Raw genomic sequence first — 23172 nt, forward strand, 5'->3', positions numbered from 1 at the left:
GTCCTATGTCACTAAATTTCCCGCTGTTGCTGGTTATCGCCGTGTTCGTCTGCGGCTTGTTGGCGTTGCTCGATCTGCTGTTCCTGGCGCCTCGGCGCCGGGCTGCCATCAACTCCTATCAGGGGAGTGTCAGCCAGGCTGACATGGTGGTCGTCGAGAAACTGAACAAAGAGCCGCTGCTGGTTGAATACGGCAAGTCGTTCTTCCCGGTGTTGTTCATCGTGCTGGTGCTGCGTTCGTTCCTGGTGGAACCGTTCCAGATTCCTTCCGGCTCGATGAAACCGACCCTGGACGTCGGCGACTTCATTCTGGTGAACAAGTTTTCTTACGGGATCCGCTTGCCGGTGGTCGACAAGAAAGTCATCGAAGTCGGTGATCCGCAGCGCGGCGATGTGATGGTGTTCCGCTACCCGAGCGATCCGAACGTCAACTACATCAAACGTGTGGTGGGCCTGCCGGGTGACCAGATTCGCTATACCGCCGACAAGCGTCTGTTCGTCAACGGCGAATCGATTGCCGAACAACTGGTCGGCTCCGAGCCGGGCACGCTGGGCAGTGCCGAGCTCTACAAGGAAAAACTCGGTGTCGCCGAGCACCTGATCCGCAAGGAAATGAGCCGCTATCGCGCATCGCCGGACCGTTCGTGGACCGTGCCGGCCGGGCACTACTTCATGATGGGCGACAACCGCGACAACTCCAACGACAGTCGCTACTGGGACGATCCGAGCATTCCCAAGGATCTGCTGGGCATGGTTCCCGACAAGAATATCGTCGGCAAGGCCTTCGCAGTCTGGATGAGCTGGCCGGAACCCAAACTCAGTCACCTGCCGAATTTCTCGCGGGTTGGCCTGATCAAGTAATCACACACGGCGCTGTTGAACACAGCGCCGAATGCATTTCTGGAGTCGACACAATCGGCGCCGAAAGCATGAAAACAATGATATTCAGGACGTAATTTTTGAACACAGCGTTAATTGTCCCAAGCCTGCGCCGCATCACGGCCATGGCGGTGGAATCCAGCCACGAACTCAGCGTGGGTAAACCGTGAGCGTCTCCTTAAGCCGTCTAGAGCGTCAGCTCGGCTACACCTTCAAGGATCAGGAACTGATGGTCCTGGCCCTGACTCACCGCAGTTTTGCCGGGCGCAACAACGAACGCCTGGAATTCCTCGGTGATGCCATCCTCAACTTCGTTGCTGGCGAGGCGCTGTTCGATCGCTTCCCGCTGGCTCGCGAAGGCCAGTTGTCGCGTTTGCGCGCACGTCTGGTGAAAGGTGAGACGCTGGCCGTACTGGCCCGCGGTTTTGATCTGGGCGAATACCTGCGCCTGGGCTCCGGTGAGTTGAAAAGCGGCGGGTTCCGTCGCGAGTCGATTCTGGCCGATGCCCTCGAAGCGCTGATCGGTGCGATCTACCTGGACGCCGGCATGGACATGGCGCGCGAGCGCGTGCTGGCCTGGCTGGCCGGTGAGTTCGAAGGCCTGACGCTGGTCGACACCAACAAAGATCCAAAAACCCGCCTGCAGGAATTCCTGCAATCGCGTGGTTGCGAGCTGCCGCGTTACGAAGTGGTGGATATCCAGGGTGAGCCGCATTGCCGGACGTTCTTCGTCGAATGTGAAATCACCTTACTGAATGAAAAAAGCCGAGGTCAGGGTGTGAGTCGTCGTATTGCCGAACAGGTAGCGGCCGCCGCAGCACTGATTGCCCTGGGTGTGGAGAATGGCAATGACTGATTCAACTGCAACTCGCTGTGGCTATGTTGCCATCGTCGGCCGTCCCAACGTGGGCAAGTCCACGCTGCTGAACCACATCCTGGGTCAGAAGCTGGCGATCACCTCGCGCAAGCCGCAAACCACCCGCCACAACATGCTGGGCATCAAGACCGAAGGCGCCATCCAGGCTGTCTACGTCGACACCCCGGGCATGCACAAGGGCGGCGAAAAGGCTCTGAACCGCTACATGAACAAGACCGCTTCGGCGGCGTTGAAAGACGTCGACGTGGTGATCTTCGTGGTGGATCGCACCAAGTGGACCGACGAAGACCAGATGGTCCTCGAGCGCGTCCAGTACGTGACCGGCCCGCTGATCGTGGCGCTGAACAAGACCGATCGCATCGAAGACAAAGCCGAACTGATGCCGCACCTGAGCTGGTTGCAGGAGCAACTGCCGAACGCGCAGATCATGCCGATCTCGGCCCAGCACGGGCACAACCTTGAAGCGCTGGAGCGGGTGATTGCCGGTTACCTGCCGGAAAACGATCACTTCTTCCCGGAAGACCAGATCACCGACCGCAGCAGCCGTTTCCTCGCCGCAGAGCTGGTGCGCGAGAAAATCATGCGCCAGATGGGCGCTGAGCTGCCGTACCAGATCACCGTCGAAATCGAAGAGTTCAAGCAGCAGGGTAAAACCCTGCACATCCATGCCTTGATCCTCGTCGAACGTGACGGCCAGAAGAAGATCATCATTGGCGACAAGGGCGAGCGCATCAAACGCATCGGCACCGAGGCGCGCAAGGATATGGAATTGCTGTTCGACTCCAAGATCATGCTTAACCTGTGGGTGAAAGTGAAAGGCGGCTGGTCCGACGACGAGCGCGCATTGCGTTCGCTGGGTTACGGCGACCTGTAACACCGGATCCAGATACACCGAAGAACCCCTGTGGGAGCGAGCCTGCTCGCGATGAGGACCTGAAATTCAACATCACTGTTGACTGACAGACCGCAATCGCGAGCAGGCTCGCTCCCACATTGGTTTCTGGTTGTTTATAAGATCGCGTTTCTTCATTGAGAACTCCATGTCCCAGCCCATTGGCCAACCCGCCTACGTCCTCCACTCCCGCGCCTACCGCGAAAGCAGCGCGCTGGTGGACTTCCTCACGCCGCAAGGTCGGCTGCGGGCGGTGTTGCGCAGTGCGCGGGGCAAGGCCGGGACATTGGCGCGGCCATTCGTGCCGCTGGAAGTGGAGTTTCGGGGGCGGGGTGAGCTGAAGAACGTTGGGCGAATGGAAGCGGGCGGTGTTTCAACCTGGCTCAACGGCGAGGCCTTGTTCAGCGGCCTCTATCTCAACGAACTGCTTATCCGCCTGTTGCCCGCCGAAGACCCGCATCCCGGTGTGTTCGATCACTACGCCGCGACGTTGCTCGCGCTGGCCGAAGGTCGTCCGCTGGAGCCTTTGCTGCGCTCTTTCGAATGGCGCCTGCTCGACGACCTCGGTTACGGTTTCGCCCTGACCAGCGACATCCACGGCGAGCCCATCGCCCCGGACGGTCTGTACCGTTTGCAAGTGGACGCCGGCCTGGAGCAGGTCTATCTGCTGCAACCCGGCCTGTTCAACGGTGCCGAGCTGTTGGCCATGGCGGAGGCGGACTGGACCGCGCCTGGCGCGTTGTCCGCTGCCAAGCGTCTGATGCGTCAGGCGCTGGCTGTTCACTTGGGCGGTCGTCCGCTGGTCAGTCGCGAGCTGTTTCGCAAGCCTTAGTCTCCCCGTATGCTGTGCGCCGAATCTTTAAATTCAGGAGCGCTTCCGTGACCACCAGCAATCGCATTCTTCTTGGCGTGAACATCGACCACGTGGCCACCCTGCGTCAGGCCCGGGGCACTCGTTACCCGGATCCGGTCAAGGCAGCACTGGACGCGGAAGAGGCGGGCGCCGACGGCATCACCGTGCACCTGCGCGAAGACCGCCGCCACATCCAGGAGCGCGACGTGCTGTTGCTCAAGGATGTACTGCAAACCCGCATGAATTTCGAAATGGGCGTCACCGAAGAAATGATGGTGTTCGCCGAGCGCATCCGCCCGGCACACATATGCCTGGTCCCGGAAACCCGTCAGGAACTGACCACCGAAGGTGGCCTGGACGTGGCGGGACAAGAGGCGCGGATCAAGGCTGCGGTGGATCGTCTGTCGAAGATTGGCTGTGAGGTATCACTGTTCATCGATGCGGACGAGCGGCAGATCGAAGCGTCCCGTCGTGTGGGTGCTCCGGCTATTGAACTGCACACCGGTCGTTATGCCGATGCCGAGACGCCGACCGAAGTGGCTGAAGAACTCAAGCGTGTGGCAGATGGCGTGGCGTTTGGTCTGGCTCAGGGGCTGATCGTCAATGCCGGTCACGGCCTGCATTATCACAACGTTGAAGCGGTGGCCGCGATCAAGGGCATCAACGAACTGAACATCGGCCATGCGCTGGTGGCGCATGCGTTGTTTGTCGGGTTCAAGTCGGCGGTATCGGAAATGAAGGCGCTGATTCTGGCGGCTGCGCTCAAGGGTTGAGATAGGCGGCGCTACCTTCGCGGGCAAGCCTCGCTCCTACGGGATTGTGTTGATTCGCGATGGTGTGATCGACGCCGGCTCGTAGGAGCGAGGCTTGCCCGCGAAGACGCCATTGAACACACCAAAGATCTAAAGCTGAGGGGTTTCCTGATTCGGCTTGGTCTTGTCGACCCCCGGCACATGCAGGTTGCCTTCCGCCACTTGATTGCCTTCAAGCTGCGGCTGCGTGACCCACGTCAGGATGTCGTAGTAACGACGGATGTTCGCCACGAAGTGCACCGGTTCGCCGCCTCGGGCGTAGCCGTAACGCGTTTTGCTGTACCACTTTTTCTCGGACAGACGCGGCAGGATCTTCTTCACGTCCAGCCACTTGTCCGGGTTCAGTCCTTCTTTCGCCGCCAGTTTGCGCGCGTCATCCAGATGGCCGCTGCCGACGTTGTAGGCCGCCAGTGCAAACCATGTGCGATCCGGCTCCTGGATTGACTCGTCCAACTGCTCTTTCATGTAGGCCAGGTATTTTGCGCCGCCCATGATGCTTTGTTTGGGATCGAGCCGGTTGGACACGCCCATGGCCTGCGCGGTGTTCTGGGTCAGCATCATCAGCCCGCGAACGCCGGTCTTGGACGTCACCGCGGCTTGCCACAACGATTCCTGATAGCCGACGGCCGCCAGTAGGCGCCAATCGACTTTCTCTTTCTTGGCGTATGCCTTGAAGTGTTGTTCGTACTTGGGCAGGCGTTGCTGCAAGTGTTGGGCGAAGGTGTAGGCGCCCACGTAGCCGAGGACATCGACATGTCCGTAGTAACGGTCCTTCAGGCGTTGCAGAGTGCCGTTTTTCTTCACCTTGTCGAGATACGCATTGATCTCGTTGAGCAGGCTGTTGTCGTCACCAGCGGCCACGGCCCAGCTCTGGTTGCTGGCGTCGCCGAGGTCGAAGGCCACTCGCACGTTGGGGAAGTAGACCTGGTTCATCGCCACTTCATTGGAATCGACCAGGGTCAGATCGATCTGGCCTTCATCGACCATGCGCAGCAGGTCGACGACTTCAACCGCGTCGGATTCTTCGTATTCAATGCCGGGGTATTTCTTTTTCAGCTCCGCCAACTGTTCGGCGTGGGTGCTGCCCTTGAGCACCATGATCTTCTTGCCGACCAGGTCGCCCGCATCGGTCGGCCGCGATTGGCCGTTGCGGTAGATGATCTGTGGGGTGACTTCGAGATAGGAGTGGGAAAACCGCACCTGCTGTTTGCGTTTCTCGCTGCTGACCAGACCGGCAGCAGCCAGCACCGGTCCGTTAGGCTTGCCCACCTGATTGAACAGGTCGTCGAGGTTGTCGGCGGTCTCGATCTTGAGTTCCACCCCCAGATCGTCGGCGAAGCGCTTCACCAGCTCGTATTCGAAGCCGGTTTCACCGTTGCGATCCTGAAAGTAGGTGGCGGGGCTGTTTCGGGTAACCACCCGCAGCACACCATCCTCCTTTACGCGCTCCAGCGTGTTGGGTTTATCAACACAGCCACTGAGCATCAGGAAGAGTCCGGTTGCGATCAGCCATTTGGCGTATCGCGGACGCAAAGCCGTTGGGGAAAACATCTGCGCAGTATACGCAAAGGACCACGAGCGCCATATCTCGACAGCGAAGGGCTTGTCTGCTAGGCAGCGTAAAACCCGCTTGGAGCCCGCAGGAATGGGCCAGAACGGCAATTTTTGACATAAAAAATAACCCTCGGCGCACCGCTGTTTAAGGTCCAAATGCCCGGCCCGACGTTCGGGTGCGGTCGCGCGCACCGTTTCGGGTGATGTCGCGGGCGGTTTAGGCTAGAATGCACGGCCTCAAAGCACACCCCTTCCCGAGGCTGTCCCGAAGATGTTGATCCTGCGCGGCGCTCCTGCCCTTTCTGCCTTTCGCCACAGCAAACTCCTTGAGCAACTGAGCCAGAAGGTCCCGGCTGTCAGCGGCTTGTATGCTGAATTCGCTCACTTCGCCGAAGTTACCGGCGTCCTGACCGGCGACGAACAGCAGGTGCTCGCGCGCCTTCTGAAGTACGGCCCAAGTGTTCCGGTACAAGAACCGACCGGTCGTCTGTTCCTGGTGTTGCCGCGTTTCGGCACCATCTCGCCGTGGTCCAGTAAAGCCAGCGACATCGCTCGCAACTGCGGCCTGAGCAAGATCCAGCGCCTGGAACGCGGCATCGCGTTTTACGTGGCCGGGCAGTTCAGTGACGCCGACGCGCAGCTTATTGCGAACGGTCTGCACGACCGCATGACTCAAATCGTGCTGGGTAACCTTGAACAAGCCGCCGGCCTGTTCAGCCACGCCGAGCCGAAGCCGTTGACCGCGATCGACGTGCTGGGTGGCGGCCGCGCCGCGCTGGAAAAAGCCAACACCGAGCTGGGCCTGGCCCTGGCCGAAGACGAGATCGACTACCTGGTCAACGCCTTCGTCGGCTTGAAGCGCAACCCTCACGACATCGAACTGATGATGTTCGCCCAGGCGAACTCCGAGCACTGCCGTCACAAGATCTTCAACGCCAGTTGGGACATCGACGGGCAGAGCCAGGAAAAAAGCCTGTTCGGCATGATCAAGAACACCTACGTGATGCACAGCGAAGGCGTTCTGTCGGCTTATAAGGACAACGCTTCGGTGATCGTCGGCAACGTCGCCGGTCGTTTCTTCCCGGACCCTGAAACCCGCCAGTACGGCGCGGTGCAGGAACCGGTGCACATCCTGATGAAAGTCGAAACCCACAACCACCCGACCGCGATTGCCCCGTTCCCGGGCGCATCCACCGGCAGTGGCGGCGAGATTCGCGACGAAGGTGCTACCGGTCGTGGCGCCAAGCCAAAGGCCGGCCTGACCGGTTTCACCGTATCCAACTTGCAGATCCCGGGCTTTGAACAGCCGTGGGAAGTGCCATACGGCAAGCCTGAGCGCATCGTTACCGCGCTGGACATCATGATCGAAGGCCCACTGGGTGGTGCCGCGTTCAACAACGAATTCGGTCGTCCGGCCCTGACCGGTTATTTCCGTACCTTCGAACAGTCGATCACCACTCCCCGTGGCGACGAAGTTCGCGGTTACCACAAGCCGATCATGCTGGCCGGGGGCATGGGTAACATCCGTGCCGAACACGTACAGAAAGGCGAGATCACCGTCGGCTCCAAGCTGATCGTGCTCGGCGGCCCGGCGATGTTGATCGGCCTGGGCGGCGGCGCGGCATCCTCCATGGCCACCGGCACCAGCTCGGCGGACCTGGACTTCGCTTCGGTACAGCGCGAAAACCCGGAAATGGAACGTCGCTGCCAGGAAGTCATCGACCGTTGCTGGCAGTTGGGTGAACACAACCCGATCAGCTTCATCCACGACGTAGGTGCGGGCGGTCTGTCCAACGCCTTCCCGGAACTGGTCAACGACGGCAACCGCGGTGGCCGCTTCGAATTGCGCAACATTCCAAACGACGAGCCGGGCATGGCCCCGCACGAAATCTGGAGCAACGAATCCCAGGAGCGCTACGTTCTGGCGGTCGGCCCGGCTGACTTCGAACGCTTCCAGGCGATCTGCGAACGCGAGCGTTGCCCGTTTGCTGTCGTCGGTGAAGCCACTGCCGAGCCGCAACTGACGGTCACCGACAGCCACTTCGGCAACAGCCCGGTGGACATGCCGCTCGAAGTGCTGCTGGGCAAAGCCCCGCGTATGCACCGTTCGGCCGTTCGGGAGAATGAACTGGGCGACGATTTCGATCCGTCGACCCTCGACATCGCCGACTGCGTCGAGCGTGTCCTGCATCACCCGGCCGTGGCGAGCAAAAGCTTCCTCATCACCATCGGCGACCGCACCATCACCGGCCTTGTTGCCCGTGATCAGATGGTCGGCCCGTGGCAGGTCCCGGTGGCTGACGTTGCCGTCACCGCCACCAGCTTCGACGTTTACACCGGCGAAGCCATGGCCATGGGCGAGCGCACTCCGCTGGCTCTGCTGGACGCTCCGGCGTCGGGCCGCATGGCCATCGGCGAAACCCTGACCAACATCGCGGCTTCGCGCATCAACAAGATCTCCGATATCAAACTGTCGGCCAACTGGATGTCCGCTGCCGGTCACCCGGGTGAAGACGCGCGTCTGTACGACACCGTGAAAGCGGTCGGCATGGAATTGTGCCCTGAGCTGGGCATTACCATTCCGGTGGGCAAGGACTCCATGTCCATGGCCACGCGTTGGAACGACGAAGGCGTCGACAAGACCGTGACCTCGCCGATGTCCCTGATCGTGACCGGTTTCGCGCCTGTGGCTGACATCCGTCAGACCCTGACCCCGGAACTGCGCATGGACAAGGGCACCACCGACCTGATCCTGATCGACCTGGGCCGTGGCCAGAACCGCATGGGCGCCTCGATCCTGGCCCAGGTTCACGGCAAGCTCGGCTCGCAAGCGCCGGACGTCGACGACGCCGAAGACCTCAAAGCCTTCTTCGCCGTGATCCAGGGCCTCAACGCCGACGGTCACTTGCTGGCTTACCACGACCGTTCCGACGGTGGTCTGCTGACCAGCACCGTGGAAATGGCCTTCGCTGGTCACTGCGGCCTGAGCCTGAACCTCGACGGTCTGGCAGAAACGTCTGCCGACATCGCCGCGATCCTGTTCAACGAAGAACTGGGCGCTGTAATCCAGGTTCGCCAGGACGCCACGCCGGACATCCTCGCGCAGTTCAGCGCTGCCGGTCTGGGCGAGTGCGTGTCGGTGATCGGTCAGCCAATGAACAATGGCCAGATCAACATCACCTTCAACGGCGAAACCGTGTTTGAAGGTCAGCGTCGTCTGCTGCAACGCCAGTGGGCTGAAACCAGCTACCAGATCCAGCGTCTGCGTGACAATGCCGACTGCGCCGAGCAAGAGTTCGACGTGCTGCTGGAAGAAGACAATCCGGGCCTGAGCGTCAAGCTCAGCTACGACGTCTACCAGGACGTCGCCGCGCCTTACATCAAGAAAGGCATCCGCCCACAGGTTGCCGTGCTGCGCGAGCAGGGCGTCAACGGTCAGGTGGAAATGGCGGCTGCGTTCGACCGCGCCGGTTTCAACGCGATAGACGTGCACATGAGTGACATTCTGGCCGGCCGTGTCGACCTGAACGAGTTCAAGGGGCTGGTGGCTTGCGGCGGTTTCTCCTACGGCGACGTACTGGGTGCCGGTGAAGGCTGGGCCAAGTCCGCGCTGTTCAACAGCCGTGCTCGCGATGCGTTCCAGGGTTTCTTCGAACGTACCGACAGCTTCACCCTCGGCGTGTGCAACGGTTGCCAGATGATGTCCAACCTGCACGAGCTGATCCCGGGCAGCGAGTTCTGGCCGCACTTCGTGCGCAACCGTTCCGAGCAGTTCGAAGCGCGCGTGGCGATGGTTCAGGTCCAGGAGTCGAACTCGATCTTCCTGCAAGGCATGGCCGGTTCGCGTATGCCGATCGCCATCGCTCACGGTGAAGGTCATGCCGAGTTCGCCAGCGAAGAAGCGTTGCTGGAAGCCGATCTGTCGGGTTGTGTGGCGATGCGTTTCGTCGACAACCACGGCAAGGTCACCGAAAACTACCCGGCCAACCCGAACGGCTCGCCGCGCGGGATCACCGGTTTGACCAGCCGCGACGGTCGCGTAACGATCATGATGCCGCACCCGGAACGCGTGTTCCGCGCCGTGCAGAACTCGTGGCGTTCGGAAGACTGGAACGAAGACGCTCCTTGGATGCGCATGTTCCGTAATGCGCGGGTTTGGGTGAACTAAGGGCTGTGTATAAGCTCAGCTTTTTTGTTCCGGCCAGTCATGTCGAGGTGGTCAAGAGCGCTGTGTTCGCTGCCGGTGGCGGGCGGATCGGTGCTTATGATCACTGCGCGTGGCAAGTGCTTGGGTTGGGCCAGTTTCGGCCTTTGGATGGCAGTCAGCCGTTCATTGGTGAAGCGGGACAGGTCGAGCAGGTCGAGGAATGGAAGGTTGAGTTGGTGGTGGCGGATGAGTTGATCGTGGCCGTGGTGGCCGCGCTGAAACTCAGCCATCCCTATGAGACGCCGGCTTATGAAGTGTGGCGGTTGGAGGATTTCTGATCTTCCGGCTGCTGAAATGAGAAACCCGCTGAATTAGCGTTCAGCGGGTTTTTTGTTGCCTGCGATATGATGAATGTATGGAGACCAATGCTGTGGGAGCTGGCTTGTCGGGTCGCCGCATCGCTGCGATGGCTGCCTGATAGCCGCCTATTTTAGTCAAGGTATTCATACCTATTCTTACGGTAACGGCTACATCGCTCGAGGAAATATCCGACAACCCTTTCAGGTTGTCCGTCGGAAGTGCCAAGTCCAGCCTATGTCCATCACAAACACTTCAATCCACTTGAGGTTCAAAGATGGAATTGCCGGACGCAATTGCTCCCAGGGTTAACTCGAACACCGCGCTTGGGCAGGCGCTAATTTTGATGTTCAAATCCGTCGAATTGGAACTGGTCGGAGAGCGCGCAGAGCCAGGGGCGGTCAAGGTTATTGTGTTCGGAGGGTGCGCCGTTCACCTCTACACTCATCACCGTGTGTCAACTGATGTTGACGCTGAGATTTACTATGCAAAACTCCCACCGGGTCTTCACCTGCAGAGCTTGCTCGCAGAGGTGCCTGAACAATTTGTTGATGAACAATCCGGTCGGTTGATGGAGCTGAACTACGACCTTCAATACAACACCAGCTTCGGTCCCATTCATGAAGACTACTGGGAACGCAGTCCCCCCTTGCAGATTTCTCCGTAGAGTCACCGCTGCATGTCCATATTGCTGCTCCTGTCGACATCGCAATATCCAAACTGGGTAGAGCGACAGACCAGGATATTGGCGACATCATGGCGCTGCTTCGGGCGGGTTTCATACTGACCACTGAACTTCGTCGTCTGGCATTGCAGGCAATTGATGTATATGTTGGCAACAAAGAGCCACCGACCTCAGTTCTCACCAGTATTTTGCAAGATTACCTGGAGACTACAGATGGCGACGCCCCATAGCGGCCACGTCCTCTCATCCGCGTTGGACACCTTGGTCAAAAAACCTTTGAATCAAGCAGATGACGCTGCGCTGGTGTGCGCAGCCAAAGTTGTCTGGTATTCGAAGGAAGACCTTATGAGTGAAGTCGAAGCCTTCCTGAGTCTTCACGCTGACGAGCTCGAAGTTCGCCGCGCAGGTTATTTGCTCGAGCGGTTCACGCGCTTTGCATGTGTTTCTGATAGCCGTGTATTGGAAACCTTCGACGCTCTTAAGCTTTTTTCACGCTCGACATCCAGACTTGAAGTGAAGTCGCAGGTAGCTACTGTTCCGCTTCGCAAACGTCGCGATGAACTCGCGGATTCTTGGGGCCTGAATGAGGGGCTGGGTCTGAAGGCTCAGACGCTGATGCCTTTCCAGACTCGACATTACGAAGTTGAGCAACACGCAACGTCTGTTTGAGCTTATGTGCCTTGAACTTTTCTGTGTTTGTCAGGACCTCTTCGCGGGCAAGCCTCGCTACCACAATGGATCTAAATACACCGAACCATTGTGGCGAGGGAGCTTGCTCCCGTTGGGCTGCGAAGCGGCCCTGAATCAGCCACCTCGTTCTCTCAGGTAAACCCCATCAAACCGGATGACGACTGCTTCGCAGTCGAGCGGGAGCAAGCTCCCTCACTACAGGATTGTGTAGGTTTCAAACCTTGGCACTCACCTCGCTACGATTAACCAACGCCTCCAGCGCTCCGCTTAAACTCGGCGCCTTATCGCCAATCACCAGGTGCCAGACACCCCCTTCAAGCTGGCTGACACCCTGACAACCCAGCGCCTTCAAATCACTTTCCGACAACGCCTTGCCATCCGCCAGTTGCAGTCGAATCCGGGTCATGGCCACGCAATCCATCTGCAACAGATTGTCCCCGCCGCCCAAGGCATCCAGCCATCGCTGCGCTTCTGAGTTCGCCACTGCCACAGGTTTCGGTGCATCGATAACCGCGGGAGGGGAGGAAACAAGCGCGCGACCCAACGCCGGCATCGCCAAGCGAATCTCATCAGCAATGCTGTCCGCCATCGGCCCGACCACCACTTGCAGGCTCCCACCCTTGCCAGGACGCACGACCGCCATCGCCCCCAGTGCTTTTAATTGCGCATCGTTGGCCTTGTTGCGATCCACCATGTCCAGCCGCAACCGAGTGGTACACGCGCCCACGGTAATCAGATTCTGCGCCCCACCCAGCGCCTTGATGTACGCCCCGGCGCGTTCATTCTCGGTGACCACAACCTTTTCGCCCGCCGGCACCTCTTCACGCCCTGGCGTCTTGAGGTTGAAGCGGCGAATGCAGAAATCAAACACCGCGTAGTAGATCACCGCATACGCCAACCCCACCGGCACCACCCGCCAGCCGTTGGTGGATTCGCCCCAGCCGAGCACCATGTCGATGAAGCCGCCGGAGAAGGTGAAACCCAGGTGGATGTTCAGCGCATTGGTGATCGCCATCGACAGACCCGTCAGCAGCGCATGGAGCAAAAAGAGGAACGGTGCGAGGAACATGAACGCAAATTCGATGGGCTCGGTGACGCCGGTCAGAAATGAGGTCAGCGCCATCGACAGGAAGATCCCGCCCATGACCTTGCGGCGTTCCGGCAGGGCGTTGCGGTACATCGCCAGGCAGGCGGCGGGCAGTCCGAAGATCATCACCGGGAACATGCCGGTCATGAACTGGCCGCCCTTCGGGTCACCGGCGAAGTAGCGCGACAGGTCGCCCGTGACCATGGCGCCCGTGGTCGGGTCGGTGAAGTTGCCGAAGACGAACCACGCCATGTTGTTGAGGATGTGGTGCAGGCCGGTGACGATCAGCAGGCGGTTGAACACACCGAACACGAAGGCGCCGATGCTGCCGCTCTCCATCATCAATGTGCCGAAGCCGTTGATGCCGTGTTGGATTGGCGGCCAGATCAAACCGAAGATCACACCCAAACCGACGGCGGCGAACCCGGTAACGATCGGCACGAAGCGCCGGCCGCCAAAGAACGCCAGGTACTCTGGCAGTTTGATGTCCTTGAATCGGTTGTACAGCGCGCCGGCCATCAAGCCGCTGACGATCCCGGCGAGCATGCCCATGTTGATGCTCGCATCCAGCACCTTGAGCGTGGAGATCATCACCAGGTAGCCAATCACCCCGGCGAGGCCTGCTGTGCCGTTGTTGTCCTTGGCGAAACCGACCGCGATGCCGATGGCGAAGATCATTGCCAGGTTGGCGAAGATCACCTGGCCGGCGTCGTGGATGATCGCGATGTTCAGCAGGTCGGTGTCGCCCAGACGCAGCAACAGGCCGGCAATCGGCAGGATCGCGATCGGCAGCATCAATGCGCGACCGAGGCGCTGCAGGCCTTCGATGAAGTAGTGGTACATGGCGGTTCTCCCTGTGCTCTTTTTGTTTGAGAGTTGTTGTCGTTGTTCAGCTCAGAGGCCATTGCTGGTGACAGGCGTGACGCACCGCGCTGGCGCTGCTCAGCTTGAGCAGGTCGCGGCTGATGCGTCGGCATTCGGCCGTGTCGAGGTGGCGCACGCGGTCCTTGATTTCGCCGATCTGCACCGGGCTGACCGAAAGCTCGCTGACGCCCAGGCCGATCAGGACCGGCGTGGCCAGCGGGTCGGAGGCCAGTGCGCCGCAAACGCCAACCCAACGGTTATGCACTGCCGCACCGGCGCAGGTCTGGGCAATCAGCCGCAGCAGGGCCGGGTGCATGGCGTCGACTCGCGAGGCGAGGCCGGCGTGGTCGCGGTCCATCGCCAGGGTGTATTGCGATAAATCGTTGGTGCCGATGGACAGGAAATCCGCGTGTTCGGCCAGTTGCTCGGCCAGCAGCGCGGCGGCCGGGACTTCGATCATCACCCCCAGCTCCGGGCGTTCATTTACCCCGAGTTCAAGGCACAACGCATCGAGGCGCTGGCGGATGTGCAGCAACTCATCGACCTCGGTCACCATCGGCAACAGGATCCGGCAGCGTGACAGCGGGCTGACGTGCAACAACGCGCGCAGTTGCTGATCGAGCAATTCCGGCCGCACCTGAGCCAGGCGAATGCCGCGCAAGCCGAGCACCGGATTGGCTTCGACTGGCAACGGCAGGTAGTCGAGTTGCTTGTCGCCGCCGACATCGATGGTGCGGATGATCACCGACTTGTCGCCCATGGCGTCGAGCACCGCTTGATAGGCGAGGCGTTGTTCCTGTTCGTCCGGTGCGGTGTTGCGGTCGACAAACAGAAACTCGGTGCGCAGCAGGCCGACGCCATCGGCGCCATTGGCCATCGCGTCTTCCGCCTCTGCGCTGGACGCGACATTGGCGGCGACGTCGATGTGCACGCCATCGAGGGTCAGTGCCGGGGTATGAGCCTGTGATTGTTGAAGCGCACGGCGTTGCTGATGATCACGTTGCGCCTGATGCACGTCGGCCAGGCGTTCAGCCGTCGGCGCCCATTCGAGACGACCGCCATCAGCATCCAGCACCACCGCCTGGCCTTGCGCCTGGTCCAGCAGCGCCGAACCCAGTGCAACCAGGCAAGGCAAGCCTTTACCCCGCGCCAGAATCGCCACGTGGGAAGTCGCGCCGCCCTCAGCCATGCACAACCCGGCGACCCCTTGCTGGCTCAGTTGCAGCAAGTCCGAGGGCGTCAGTTCATGGGCGGCGACGATGGCGCCGGCCGGCACGTCGTAATGCCAGGCTTCGCCGAGCAAGGCGCGCAGCACCCGTTGCTTGAGGTCGCGCAGATCGTTGGCGCGTTCGGCCAGCAACGCGCTGCCGAGTTGTTGAAGGACGTCGCACTGCACGTCGATCGATTGGCTCCAGGCGTGCGTCGCGGCCATGCCTTGATTGATGGAAACGTTGGCCGCGTCCAGCAGCGCCGGGTCTTCGAGCAAGGCGAGGTGCGCGGTGAAGATCGCTTCTTCGTCAGTGCTTTTGTGCTTCCTCGCCTGGGCCAGGGTGTGGTCGATTTCGCCGCGCACGACGGTCAGCGCGGTATCGAGTGCGTGCAATTGTTGCACGGGATCGTGGCGGCCGGCATCCACCGGCAGGCTGATGGCGTTCAAGCGAAACAACGACCCTCCGACCAGACCGGGCGCTGCGCAAACACCGTGCAGTACGCCGGCTTCGGCAGTCCGAGTGCGTCGGGTGATGGGCGCAGGCGCAGCGGCATGGCTGTCTTCGGCCAACGCGGTGGACAAGGCGATCAGCAACGCTTGCAGCGCCGCTTCGGCATCCGGGCCCTGGCAGCTGACCTGAACTTCATCCTGCTCGCCGACGGCCAGGCTCATCAGCCCGATCAAGCTGTCGCAGGTCGCCGATTTTCCGGCGAAATGCAGCTGCGATTTGCTCTTGAACCCTTGCGCGGTCTGACGAATCAGCGCGGCCGGGCGAGCGTGCAGACCGCCACGATGAGCGATGCGCACATGGCCGAAATGCGCTTCACCCGAAAGGTCCACCTCTGCCTGGGCGCCCGGCGCCGCTCGACGAATGATGTGCAGCAGCGGGTCGCCGACCTTCACCGATTTCAACGTGATGGGCCGCGCCTGAAACGCCTGGCTGTTGGTCAGGATCATCAGGCTGACCAGGCTTTTGCACTGCTGCGCGACCTTGTCCAGGTCGAAGCGCAACAGCGGCTGGCCGTTGCTGACGCGGGCGCCTTCCTTGACCAGCATCGAGAAGCCTTCGCCCTGCAACTCGACGGTATCTAGGCCCAGGTGCAGGAGCAATTCGGCACCGTTGTCGGCACGCAAGGTGACGGCGTGACCGCTGCGGGCGACATGCACCACGACGCCGGCGCAGGGGGCGTGAAGGGTGTCGTTCAGTGGATCGATGGCGATCCCGTCGCCCATCGCGCCGCTGGCGAACACCGGGTCCGGGACTTTGGCGAGCGTGAGCACCGGGCCGCTGAGCGGGGCGCTGAGGGTCAGCTCTTTATTGTTGTTATGCATGGCTCGGTCTCATCAGTAAAAACGGCGGTTCGGATCAGCTCGCCTGTAGCAGCTGTCGAGTGAAACGAGGCTGCGATCTTTTGATTCTGCGTTGAAAAGATCGCAGCCTCGTTTCACTCGACAGCTGCTACGGGGGGGGCTATTCAGCTCAGTGGGTTCGTGTGACTTTGCTGAGGTGCCGCGGCTGGTCCGGGTCCATGCCACGGGCCACGGCCAAACCAGCGGCCATGACGTAGAAACTCTGGATTGCCAGAATCGGATCAAGGGCCGGGTGTTCGGCGCGGGTCAGCGTGAGGTCACGTTCGGCAATGTCATCCGGTGCCGCCAGCAGAACGCGGGCACCACGCTGGCGCATGTCCGCGGCAAGGCTCAGCAAACCGGCCTGCTCGGCACCCCGTGGGGCGAAGATCAGCAGAGGGTAGTTTTCATCGATCAACGCCATCGGGCCGTGACGGACTTCGGCGCTGCTGAAGGCCTCGGCCTGAATCGCCGAGGTTTCCTTGAACTTCAGGGCTGCTTCCTGAGCGATGGCAAAACCGGCGCCACGGCCGATCACCATCAAGCGTTGGCAATCGCGCAGGGCGTCGATGGCCAGGCTCCAATCCTGTTGCGCCGCTTCGCGCAGACCTTCCGGTAAGGCATTGCCGGCTTCGAGCAATTCCACGTCTTCTTTCCAGTGGGCGATCAGACGGGCGCTGGCGCTGAGGGTGGCGATAAAACTCTTGGTGGCGGCGACGCTGGTTTCTGTACCCGCGCACAGCGGCAGGCTGAATTCACACGCGGCCTCCAGCGGCGAACTTTCGGCGTTGACCATGGCAATGCTCAGTGCACCGCGTTTGCGTAACAGGCGCAGGCTGTTCACCAGGTCCGGACTTTGCCCCGACTGCGAAAACGCAAACGCCACCTGGCCGCTGACCTTCAGCGGTGCTTGCAGCATGGTCACCACCGACATCGGCAGCGACGCCACCGGGAAGCCCAGTTGCTGCATGGTCAGGTAGGCGAAGTAACTGGCGGCGTGGTCTGAACTGCCGCGGGCGACGGTCATCACGACTTGCGGCGGCTGACGGCGCAGGCGTCCGGCGATCTCGATCATCTGCGGGTCGAGTTGCTGCAGTTGGGCTTGCACGGCCTCGAACGAGGACAGCGCCTCTTCAAGCATTTTTGAAGTCAATGTCTTCTCCTTCGACCATGACGGCGGTGAGTGTGAGTGAGCGATCCAGCCGCACGCAGTCGGCCCAGCTGCCAGGTTGCAGGCGGCCGCGTTCTTCGAGTCCGAGGTAGTCGGCGGGAAATTGCGAAAGACGTTGCGACGCCTCGGCGATCGGCAAACCGATCTTCACCAGATTGCGCAGCGCCTGATCCATGGTCAGCGTGCTGCCGGCCAGCGTGCCGTCGGGCAAGCGCACGCCGCCCAGGCATTTGGTCACGGTGTGGCTGCCGAGCTTGTATTCACCGTCCGGCATGCCGGCGGCGGCGGTGGAATCGGTGACGCAATACAGGCATGGGATCGCCCGCAGGGCCACCCGCATGGCGCCGGGATGCACGTGCAGCAAATCCGGGATCAGCTCCGCGTATTTGGCGTGGGCCAGCGCCGCACCGACGATGCCCGGCTCGCGATGATGCAGCGGGCTCATGGCGTTATAGAGGTGAGTGAAACTGCTGGCACCCGCCGCCAGCGCGGCGACGCCTTCCTCGTAACTGCCGAGGGTGTGGCCGATCTGCATGCGGATGCCGCGCTCGCTGAGGGTGCGGATCAAGGCATCGTGGCCGGCGATTTCCGGGGCGATGGTGATCACCCGGATCGGTGCCAGCGCCAGGTAGTCCTCGACTTCGGCCATCAGCGCGGTGTGGGCGAAGTTCGGCTGGGCACCGAGTTTGCCGGGGTTGATGTACGGGCCTTCCAGGTGCACGCCGAGGACCCGGGCGCAGCCTGTTGGCCGCTGCTCGCAGAACTCGCCGACGGCTTTGAGCACGCTGGAAATCTCCTCCGGCGGCGCGGTCATGGTGGTTGCCAGCAGCGAGGTTGTGCCGAAACGCACGTGGGTTTTGGTGATGGTTTCGAAGGCCGGAGCACCTTCCATAATGTCTTTGCCACCGCCGCCGTGAACGTGCAGGTCGATGAAGCCGGGCAGCAGGTAGGGCAAGTCGTTGTCGGCCGGATCGCACGGCACGCCTTCGATGGACACGACCTTGCCGTGTTCGTGAATCAGCCGGCCGCGAACCCAGCCGTGGGCGGTGAGGATGTTGTCTTCGGACATGATCTGTTCTCGGTTTTAGCGGCGAAGCGGGTTATCGACGAAGCTCTGCGACAAAGTCGTAGTAGTCGTTGCGGCAGTAGGTGTCGGTGACTTCGATCGGTGTGTTGTCTTCCAGGTAGCCGACCCGGGTCATCAGCAGCATGGCGGTGCCGGGGGCGATACCGACGAGGGCGGCGAATTCGTCCGAGGCGTTGATCGCCTGGATGTGCTGCAACGCGCGGACGATCGGTTTGCCGATGCCGTCGAGGTATTCGTAGAGGGAATCGCCCACCGCTTGCGGCTTGGGGATGATCGAGGCGGGCAGGGTGCTCATCTCGATCGCCATCACCGTGTCGTCGGCTTTGCGCAGGCGTTTGAGCCGCGCGACTTTGTCGTTGGGCGAGAGGCCGAGACGGATCAGTTCTTCGTGGGTCGGCGGGGTGATTTCCCGTTCCAGCCATTGCGAGCCGGGAACGAAGCCCTTGAGGCGCAACATCTCACTGAAACCCGAGAGGCGCGACAGCGGTTGTTCCAGGCGCGGCGTAATGAACGTGCCGGAACCCTGGTTGCGGCGGATCAGGCCTTGTTCGAACAAGACTTCCAGTGCCTTGCGGGCGGTGACGCGGGAGATGCCCAGCAGCTCGCTGAGGTTGCGCTCCGAGGGCATGGCCTGCTCCGCTTTCCACTGGCCGGCATGGATCGCCGCTTCCAGATTGCGCGCCAGTTGCAGGTACAGCGGCGTGGGCTGGGTGTCGTCAGGGCGTAGGGCCTGGAGGTCATTCATGTCAGGGATGTCCGATGCGGATATTGGAGTGTTGTGTTCCGCGAATGGCCGAAAATTAATACCACTTGAATACCATGTCAATGCCAGTACTTTGCTGTTGGCGTCGGAAAGCCTGCCCTGTTGGGTGGTGGGGTTAGGGTTTGGTATTAAGTGGTATTAGAGGTGGAGGTTTTGAACGCAAAGATCGCAGCCTGCGGTAACGCTTGCCGGGAGGATTGGTATCTTCCCGGCAGTCATTACCGCAGGCTGCGATCTTTTGAATTTATTTTTCGAGGAGCGACCGAAGGTAGCGGTCAGACACGTAGCTGGATAGCAGCAGGTGGCTTTGTGTGGCGAGGGAGCTTGCTCCCGCTGGGCCGCGAAGCGGCCCTGAAATCGGAGAATGCGGTGTCAGGCCGAACTTGGGGCTGCTTCGCAGCCCAGCGGGAGCAAGCTCCCTCGCCACAGGTAACGGGATTACGGGATTACGGCCGAATCTCGATCATCGTGCCATCCGGCACCAGGCCCCAAACCTCACGCATGTCCATGTTGCGCATGGCAATGCAGCCGTCGGTCCAGTCCAGGGTGTGGAACAGTTCTTCCGGGGTTTCTTCGGTGTCCGGTGTGCCATGGATCATGATCATGCTGCCAGGCTCGACGCCTTCGCGCCGGGCACGGGCAGAGTCGCTGATGTTCGGGTAGGAGATGTGCATCGACAAATTGAATTTATCGCTGACCTTGCGCCAGTCCAGCCAGTAGAAACCTTCAGGCGTGCGCTTGTCGCCTTCCATCAGTTTCGGCCCCTTGGGCCGTTTGCCCAGGGATATGCGATAGGTCTTGAGCGGCTTGCCGTCATTGATCAATTGCAATTGATGGGCGGATTTGAGCACCAGAACTTTTTCGATGACTTTGCCGTTCAGGGTTTCCGCAACGGAAGCCTGTGACATAGCGACGAACGACAAGCAAAACACGGCAAGCAACCAGCGCATTGAAACGATATCCCTGAAAGGTGTCGCGACTATTTAGTTAGTTATAGGTGATTTTGGAGCCAGGAGCTTTTAGGTGATGGCAGGCTGGACAAGCGGCGGGATCGACTCGGACCGCACGGGGTATACCCCGGTCCGCCGGTCAGCGAAGAAGCATTCTAAGGTACGGCCCACCGTGCGGAAAGCCAACTCGGACCACGGGATGTCGGCTTCGTCGAAAAGCTGCACTTCCAGGCTCTCGGGGCCGGCGGAAAAATCCAGGTCCACCAGCTCCGCGCGAAAGAATACATGCACCTGACTGATGTGCGGCACGTCGATCAACGTATAGATGTTCAGGTTGCGCACCCGCGCGCAGGCTTCCTCGGCGGTCTCGCGAATCGCCGCCTGCTCGATGGTTTCACCGTTTTCCATGAAACCGGCGGGCAGGGTCCAGTAACCGAGCCGAGGCTCGATGGCGCGCCGGCACAGCAACACTTTCGAGCCCCAGGTCGCCACGCAGCCGGCGACAATGTTGGGGTTCTGATAGTGAATCGCCTGACAGCTGTCACAGACAAAACGCTGGCGCGAATCGCCTTCGGGGATGCGCTGGGTGACCGGGTTGCCGCACTGACTGCAAAATTTCATGCTGGGGTTCCTGAATGCTGCGCCTATCTTGGCGTGCAGCGGTGTCTGTCGGCAAGTTGTCGTTTAGCGACATGCAGTGGTTATGGGGTTGGGCGGCCGGTGTGATTGGTGCATGATGCGAGGTAGAGAACAAATCGAGAAGACTCATGCTGGACGAGCTACTTCACCGGGTAAGCAACCACACGCCGCGTACCCTGGAAACCGATCGACGTTTCCCCGAAGCCGCAGTGCTGGTGCCCATCACCCGCAGCGACGAACCGGAACTGATTCTGACCCTGCGTGCCAGCGGGCTCTCGACCCATGGCGGAGAAGTCGCCTTTCCCGGCGGTCGGCGCGACCCCGAAGACCCGGACCTGATTTTCACCGCGCTTCGGGAGGCCGAAGAAGAAATCGGCTTGCCGCCTGGGCTGGTCGAAGTGATTGGCCCGCTGAGCCCGCTGATCTCCCTGCACGGTATCAAGGTCACGCCTTATGTCGGGGTGATTCCGGATTTTGTCGAGTACCTGGCCAACGATGCCGAGATCGCAGCGGTGTTCAGCGTGCCTCTGGAGTTTTTCCGTGAGGACCCTCGGGAACACACCCACCGCATCGATTACCAGGGGCGCAGTTGGTACGTGCCGAGTTATCGTTACGGCGAGTACAAAATCTGGGGGCTGACGGCGATCATGATCGTTGAACTGATCAACCTGCTCTATGACGCCGACATCAGTCTGCACCATCCGCCCAAAAGCTTTATCAATAGTTGAAGCCATCGTTCGTATGGCGTGAATCGCGGCTGCCTGAGCCTTGAGGAAAACAAGATGAAATATCGCCTGGGCGATGCCCGCGTCGACACCCATCCGCAGAGCTGGATCGCACCCAATGCCGTGCTGGTGGGCAAGGTCAAACTGGAAGAGGGCGCCAACGTCTGGTTCAACGCCGTGTTGCGTGGCGACAACGAATTGATCCTGATCGGCAAGAACAGCAACGTCCAGGACGGCACGGTGATGCACACCGACATGGGCTACCCGCTGACCATCGGCACCGGCGTGACCATTGGCCACAACGCCATGCTTCACGGCTGCACCGTGGGCGATTACAGCCTGATCGGTATCAATGCCGTGATTCTCAACGGCGCGAAAATCGGCAAGAACTGCATCATCGGCGCCAACTCGCTGATCGGTGAGGGCAAGGAGATTCCCGACGGCTCGCTGGTTATGGGTTCGCCTGGCAAGGTGGTGCGTGAGCTGACCGAGCCGCAAAAGAAGATGCTGGAGGCCAGCGCTGCGCACTATGTGCACAATTCGCAGCGTTATGCCCGTGATCTGGTCGAGCAGGAAGAATGAGCGCCACCGAACGACCGGTTTCATCGCCGTGTGTGAGCATTTGTGCGCTGGACGAGGATGATATCTGCACCGGGTGTCAGCGCACGGTCGAAGAGATCACGCGCTGGAGCCGGATGGACAACGAAGAGCGCCGCAGGGTGTTGGGGTTGTGTCATGAGCGGGCCAAGTCGAGTGGGTTGATCTGGATGCTGCCTTCAAGATCCGATTCCTGAGCCTTGTGAGCTTTTGTGGCTGATGAGGTTTTTTGTGGCGAGGGAGCTTGCTCCCGCTGAGTTGCGAAGCAGCCCATAGCTGACAAACACATTCAACCTGACACGCCGCGCCCCCTGATTTCAGGGCCGCTTCGCGCCCCAGCGGGAGCAAGCTCCCTCGCCACAGGGTTAATTGTGAGCCCAAGATAAAGTACCCTGTGCGCCAAATTGACAGGTATCCCGCCACCCCATGTTCTTCCTGATCGCCTACATCAGCAGCGTCGTGCTGATCAACTACGCCTTTTCCACCGCCCCGCACCTGGACATCATCTGGTCGGCCTGGGGCGGGTTGGTGTTTGTCCTGCGCGATATGGTGCAAACCCGCTTCGGCCATGGCGCCATTGCGGCGATGCTGGCGGCGCTGGTCCTGTCCTATGTCACTTCCGATCCGTCCATCGCGCTGGCCAGCGCCACGGCCTTCGCGGTGTCCGAGTGCATTGACTGGCTGGTGTTCAGCATCACCAAACGCCCGTTGCACGATCGCCTGTGGATAAGTTCGGCCCTGAGCATTCCCCTCGACACCTTTATCTTCTTCGGCATGATCGATGCCTTCACCCCGACCGTGATCCTTACCGCCATGGGCTCGAAGTTCGCCGGCGTAACGGTCGTGTGGCTGATCATGGCCTGGCGCTTGCGCAAACAGGCTGTCGCCAGCTGAAGCCAAACCCTGCGGTTCATGTAAAATGCCGCGCTTTCTCCCCATGGGAAGCGCGCCAGGCGCCGCGACCCTCGATGATCCGCTTCTTGA

Annotated in this window: 21 protein-coding genes; 13 read left to right on the plus strand and 8 right to left on the minus strand. The window is 60.7% G+C overall.

Going from position 1 to position 23172, the window contains the following annotated elements:
- Window positions 1–5 precede the first annotated feature (5 nt).
- The 5 genes from lepB (at window position 6) to pdxJ (ending at window position 4273) form a co-directional block, all read left to right on the plus strand.
- Window positions 6–860, plus strand: coding sequence for a signal peptidase I (lepB, locus tag ACA051_RS05170; RefSeq protein WP_497308265.1), 855 nt, complete (start codon window positions 6–8; stop codon window positions 858–860).
- A gap of 184 nt (window positions 861–1044) precedes the next feature.
- A complete protein-coding gene (rnc, locus tag ACA051_RS05175; RefSeq protein WP_010463056.1) occupies window positions 1045–1734 on the plus strand; it encodes a ribonuclease III in 690 nt (229 codons plus the stop codon).
- On the plus strand, window positions 1727–2629 hold the full coding sequence (era, locus tag ACA051_RS05180) for a GTPase Era (protein ID WP_010463054.1): 903 nt from the start codon (window positions 1727–1729) through the stop codon (window positions 2627–2629). Before rnc ends, era begins: the two co-directional genes overlap by 8 nt.
- Window positions 2630–2795: 166 nt before the next feature.
- Entirely contained in the window at window positions 2796–3479 is a 684-nt protein-coding gene (gene recO, locus ACA051_RS05185; RefSeq protein WP_497308266.1) for a DNA repair protein RecO, read from the plus strand.
- Window positions 3480–3526: 47 nt separating this feature from the next.
- A complete protein-coding gene (gene pdxJ, locus ACA051_RS05190; protein WP_497308268.1) occupies window positions 3527–4273 on the plus strand; it encodes a pyridoxine 5'-phosphate synthase in 747 nt (248 codons plus the stop codon).
- A gap of 129 nt (window positions 4274–4402) precedes the next feature.
- Here the strand turns inward: pdxJ and mltF are convergent, their stop codons facing one another.
- Window positions 4403–5863: a membrane-bound lytic murein transglycosylase MltF gene (mltF, locus tag ACA051_RS05195; RefSeq protein ID WP_497308270.1), complete on the minus strand. Its 1461-nt coding sequence runs from the start codon at window positions 5861–5863 to the stop codon at window positions 4403–4405.
- 274 nt (window positions 5864–6137) lie between these two features.
- On the opposite strand from mltF, the gene purL reads away from it, so the two are divergent.
- The 4 genes from purL (at window position 6138) to ACA051_RS05215 (ending at window position 11724) form a co-directional block, all read left to right on the plus strand.
- Window positions 6138–10034 carry a phosphoribosylformylglycinamidine synthase gene (gene purL, locus ACA051_RS05200; protein ID WP_497373765.1) on the plus strand — a complete coding sequence of 1299 codons (3897 nt, stop codon included), beginning with the start codon at window positions 6138–6140 and terminating at the stop codon, window positions 10032–10034.
- Window positions 10035–10039: 5 nt separating this feature from the next.
- The gene (locus tag ACA051_RS05205) at window positions 10040–10351 is read left to right on the plus strand and encodes a YqfO family protein (protein WP_461957359.1); all 312 of its coding nucleotides are present in this window, start codon (window positions 10040–10042) and stop codon (window positions 10349–10351) included.
- A 296-nt stretch (window positions 10352–10647) separates the two neighbouring features.
- The gene (locus ACA051_RS05210) at window positions 10648–11037 is read left to right on the plus strand and encodes a hypothetical protein (protein ID WP_497373767.1); all 390 of its coding nucleotides are present in this window, start codon (window positions 10648–10650) and stop codon (window positions 11035–11037) included.
- Window positions 11038–11268: 231 nt separating this feature from the next.
- Window positions 11269–11724 carry a hypothetical protein gene (locus ACA051_RS05215; RefSeq protein WP_497308274.1) on the plus strand — a complete coding sequence of 152 codons (456 nt, stop codon included), beginning with the start codon at window positions 11269–11271 and terminating at the stop codon, window positions 11722–11724.
- A 235-nt stretch (window positions 11725–11959) separates the two neighbouring features.
- Here ACA051_RS05215 and nagE read toward each other — a convergent pair whose 3' ends face one another.
- From nagE to ACA051_RS05250, 7 genes are all read right to left on the minus strand, one after another.
- Window positions 11960–13675 (minus strand): N-acetylglucosamine-specific PTS transporter subunit IIBC, encoded by a 1716-nt coding sequence (gene nagE, locus ACA051_RS05220; protein WP_497308276.1) that lies wholly within the window; start codon window positions 13673–13675, stop codon window positions 11960–11962.
- Between the two features lie 46 nt (window positions 13676–13721).
- Complete coding sequence (ptsP, locus tag ACA051_RS05225; RefSeq protein ID WP_497373769.1) at window positions 13722–16238, minus strand: phosphoenolpyruvate--protein phosphotransferase; 2517 nt, start codon at window positions 16236–16238, stop codon at window positions 13722–13724.
- Window positions 16239–16386: 148 nt separating this feature from the next.
- Entirely contained in the window at window positions 16387–17397 is a 1011-nt protein-coding gene (locus ACA051_RS05230; protein ID WP_497310539.1) for an SIS domain-containing protein, read from the minus strand.
- Window positions 17390–18496 (minus strand): N-acetylglucosamine-6-phosphate deacetylase, encoded by a 1107-nt coding sequence (gene nagA, locus ACA051_RS05235; RefSeq protein WP_497308280.1) that lies wholly within the window; start codon window positions 18494–18496, stop codon window positions 17390–17392. The genes ACA051_RS05230 and nagA overlap by 8 nt, the downstream gene beginning before the upstream one ends.
- Before the next feature lie 31 nt (window positions 18497–18527).
- On the minus strand, window positions 18528–19259 hold the full coding sequence (locus tag ACA051_RS05240; protein WP_010463034.1) for a GntR family transcriptional regulator: 732 nt from the start codon (window positions 19257–19259) through the stop codon (window positions 18528–18530).
- Between the two features lie 464 nt (window positions 19260–19723).
- On the minus strand, window positions 19724–20227 hold the full coding sequence (locus ACA051_RS05245; protein ID WP_497373771.1) for a L,D-transpeptidase family protein: 504 nt from the start codon (window positions 20225–20227) through the stop codon (window positions 19724–19726).
- A gap of 69 nt (window positions 20228–20296) precedes the next feature.
- Window positions 20297–20848, minus strand: a complete 552-nt coding sequence (locus tag ACA051_RS05250; RefSeq protein ID WP_497308284.1) for an NUDIX hydrolase — start codon at window positions 20846–20848, stop codon at window positions 20297–20299.
- A gap of 146 nt (window positions 20849–20994) precedes the next feature.
- Between ACA051_RS05250 and ACA051_RS05255 the strand changes: the two genes are divergently transcribed.
- The 4 genes from ACA051_RS05255 (at window position 20995) to ACA051_RS05270 (ending at window position 23082) form a co-directional block, all read left to right on the plus strand.
- Window positions 20995–21594, plus strand: coding sequence for a CoA pyrophosphatase (locus tag ACA051_RS05255; RefSeq protein ID WP_497308285.1), 600 nt, complete (start codon window positions 20995–20997; stop codon window positions 21592–21594).
- Between the two features lie 54 nt (window positions 21595–21648).
- Window positions 21649–22173, plus strand: a complete 525-nt coding sequence (locus ACA051_RS05260) for a gamma carbonic anhydrase family protein (RefSeq protein ID WP_497308287.1) — start codon at window positions 21649–21651, stop codon at window positions 22171–22173.
- Window positions 22170–22385 carry a DUF1289 domain-containing protein gene (locus ACA051_RS05265; protein ID WP_497308288.1) on the plus strand — a complete coding sequence of 72 codons (216 nt, stop codon included), beginning with the start codon at window positions 22170–22172 and terminating at the stop codon, window positions 22383–22385. Before ACA051_RS05260 ends, ACA051_RS05265 begins: the two co-directional genes overlap by 4 nt.
- A gap of 229 nt (window positions 22386–22614) precedes the next feature.
- Window positions 22615–23082, plus strand: a complete 468-nt coding sequence (locus tag ACA051_RS05270) for a preQ0 transporter (RefSeq protein WP_497373773.1) — start codon at window positions 22615–22617, stop codon at window positions 23080–23082.
- Window positions 23083–23172 lie beyond the last annotated feature (90 nt).

It is taken from the genome of Pseudomonas sp. LBUM1669 (genome assembly GCF_059695705.1).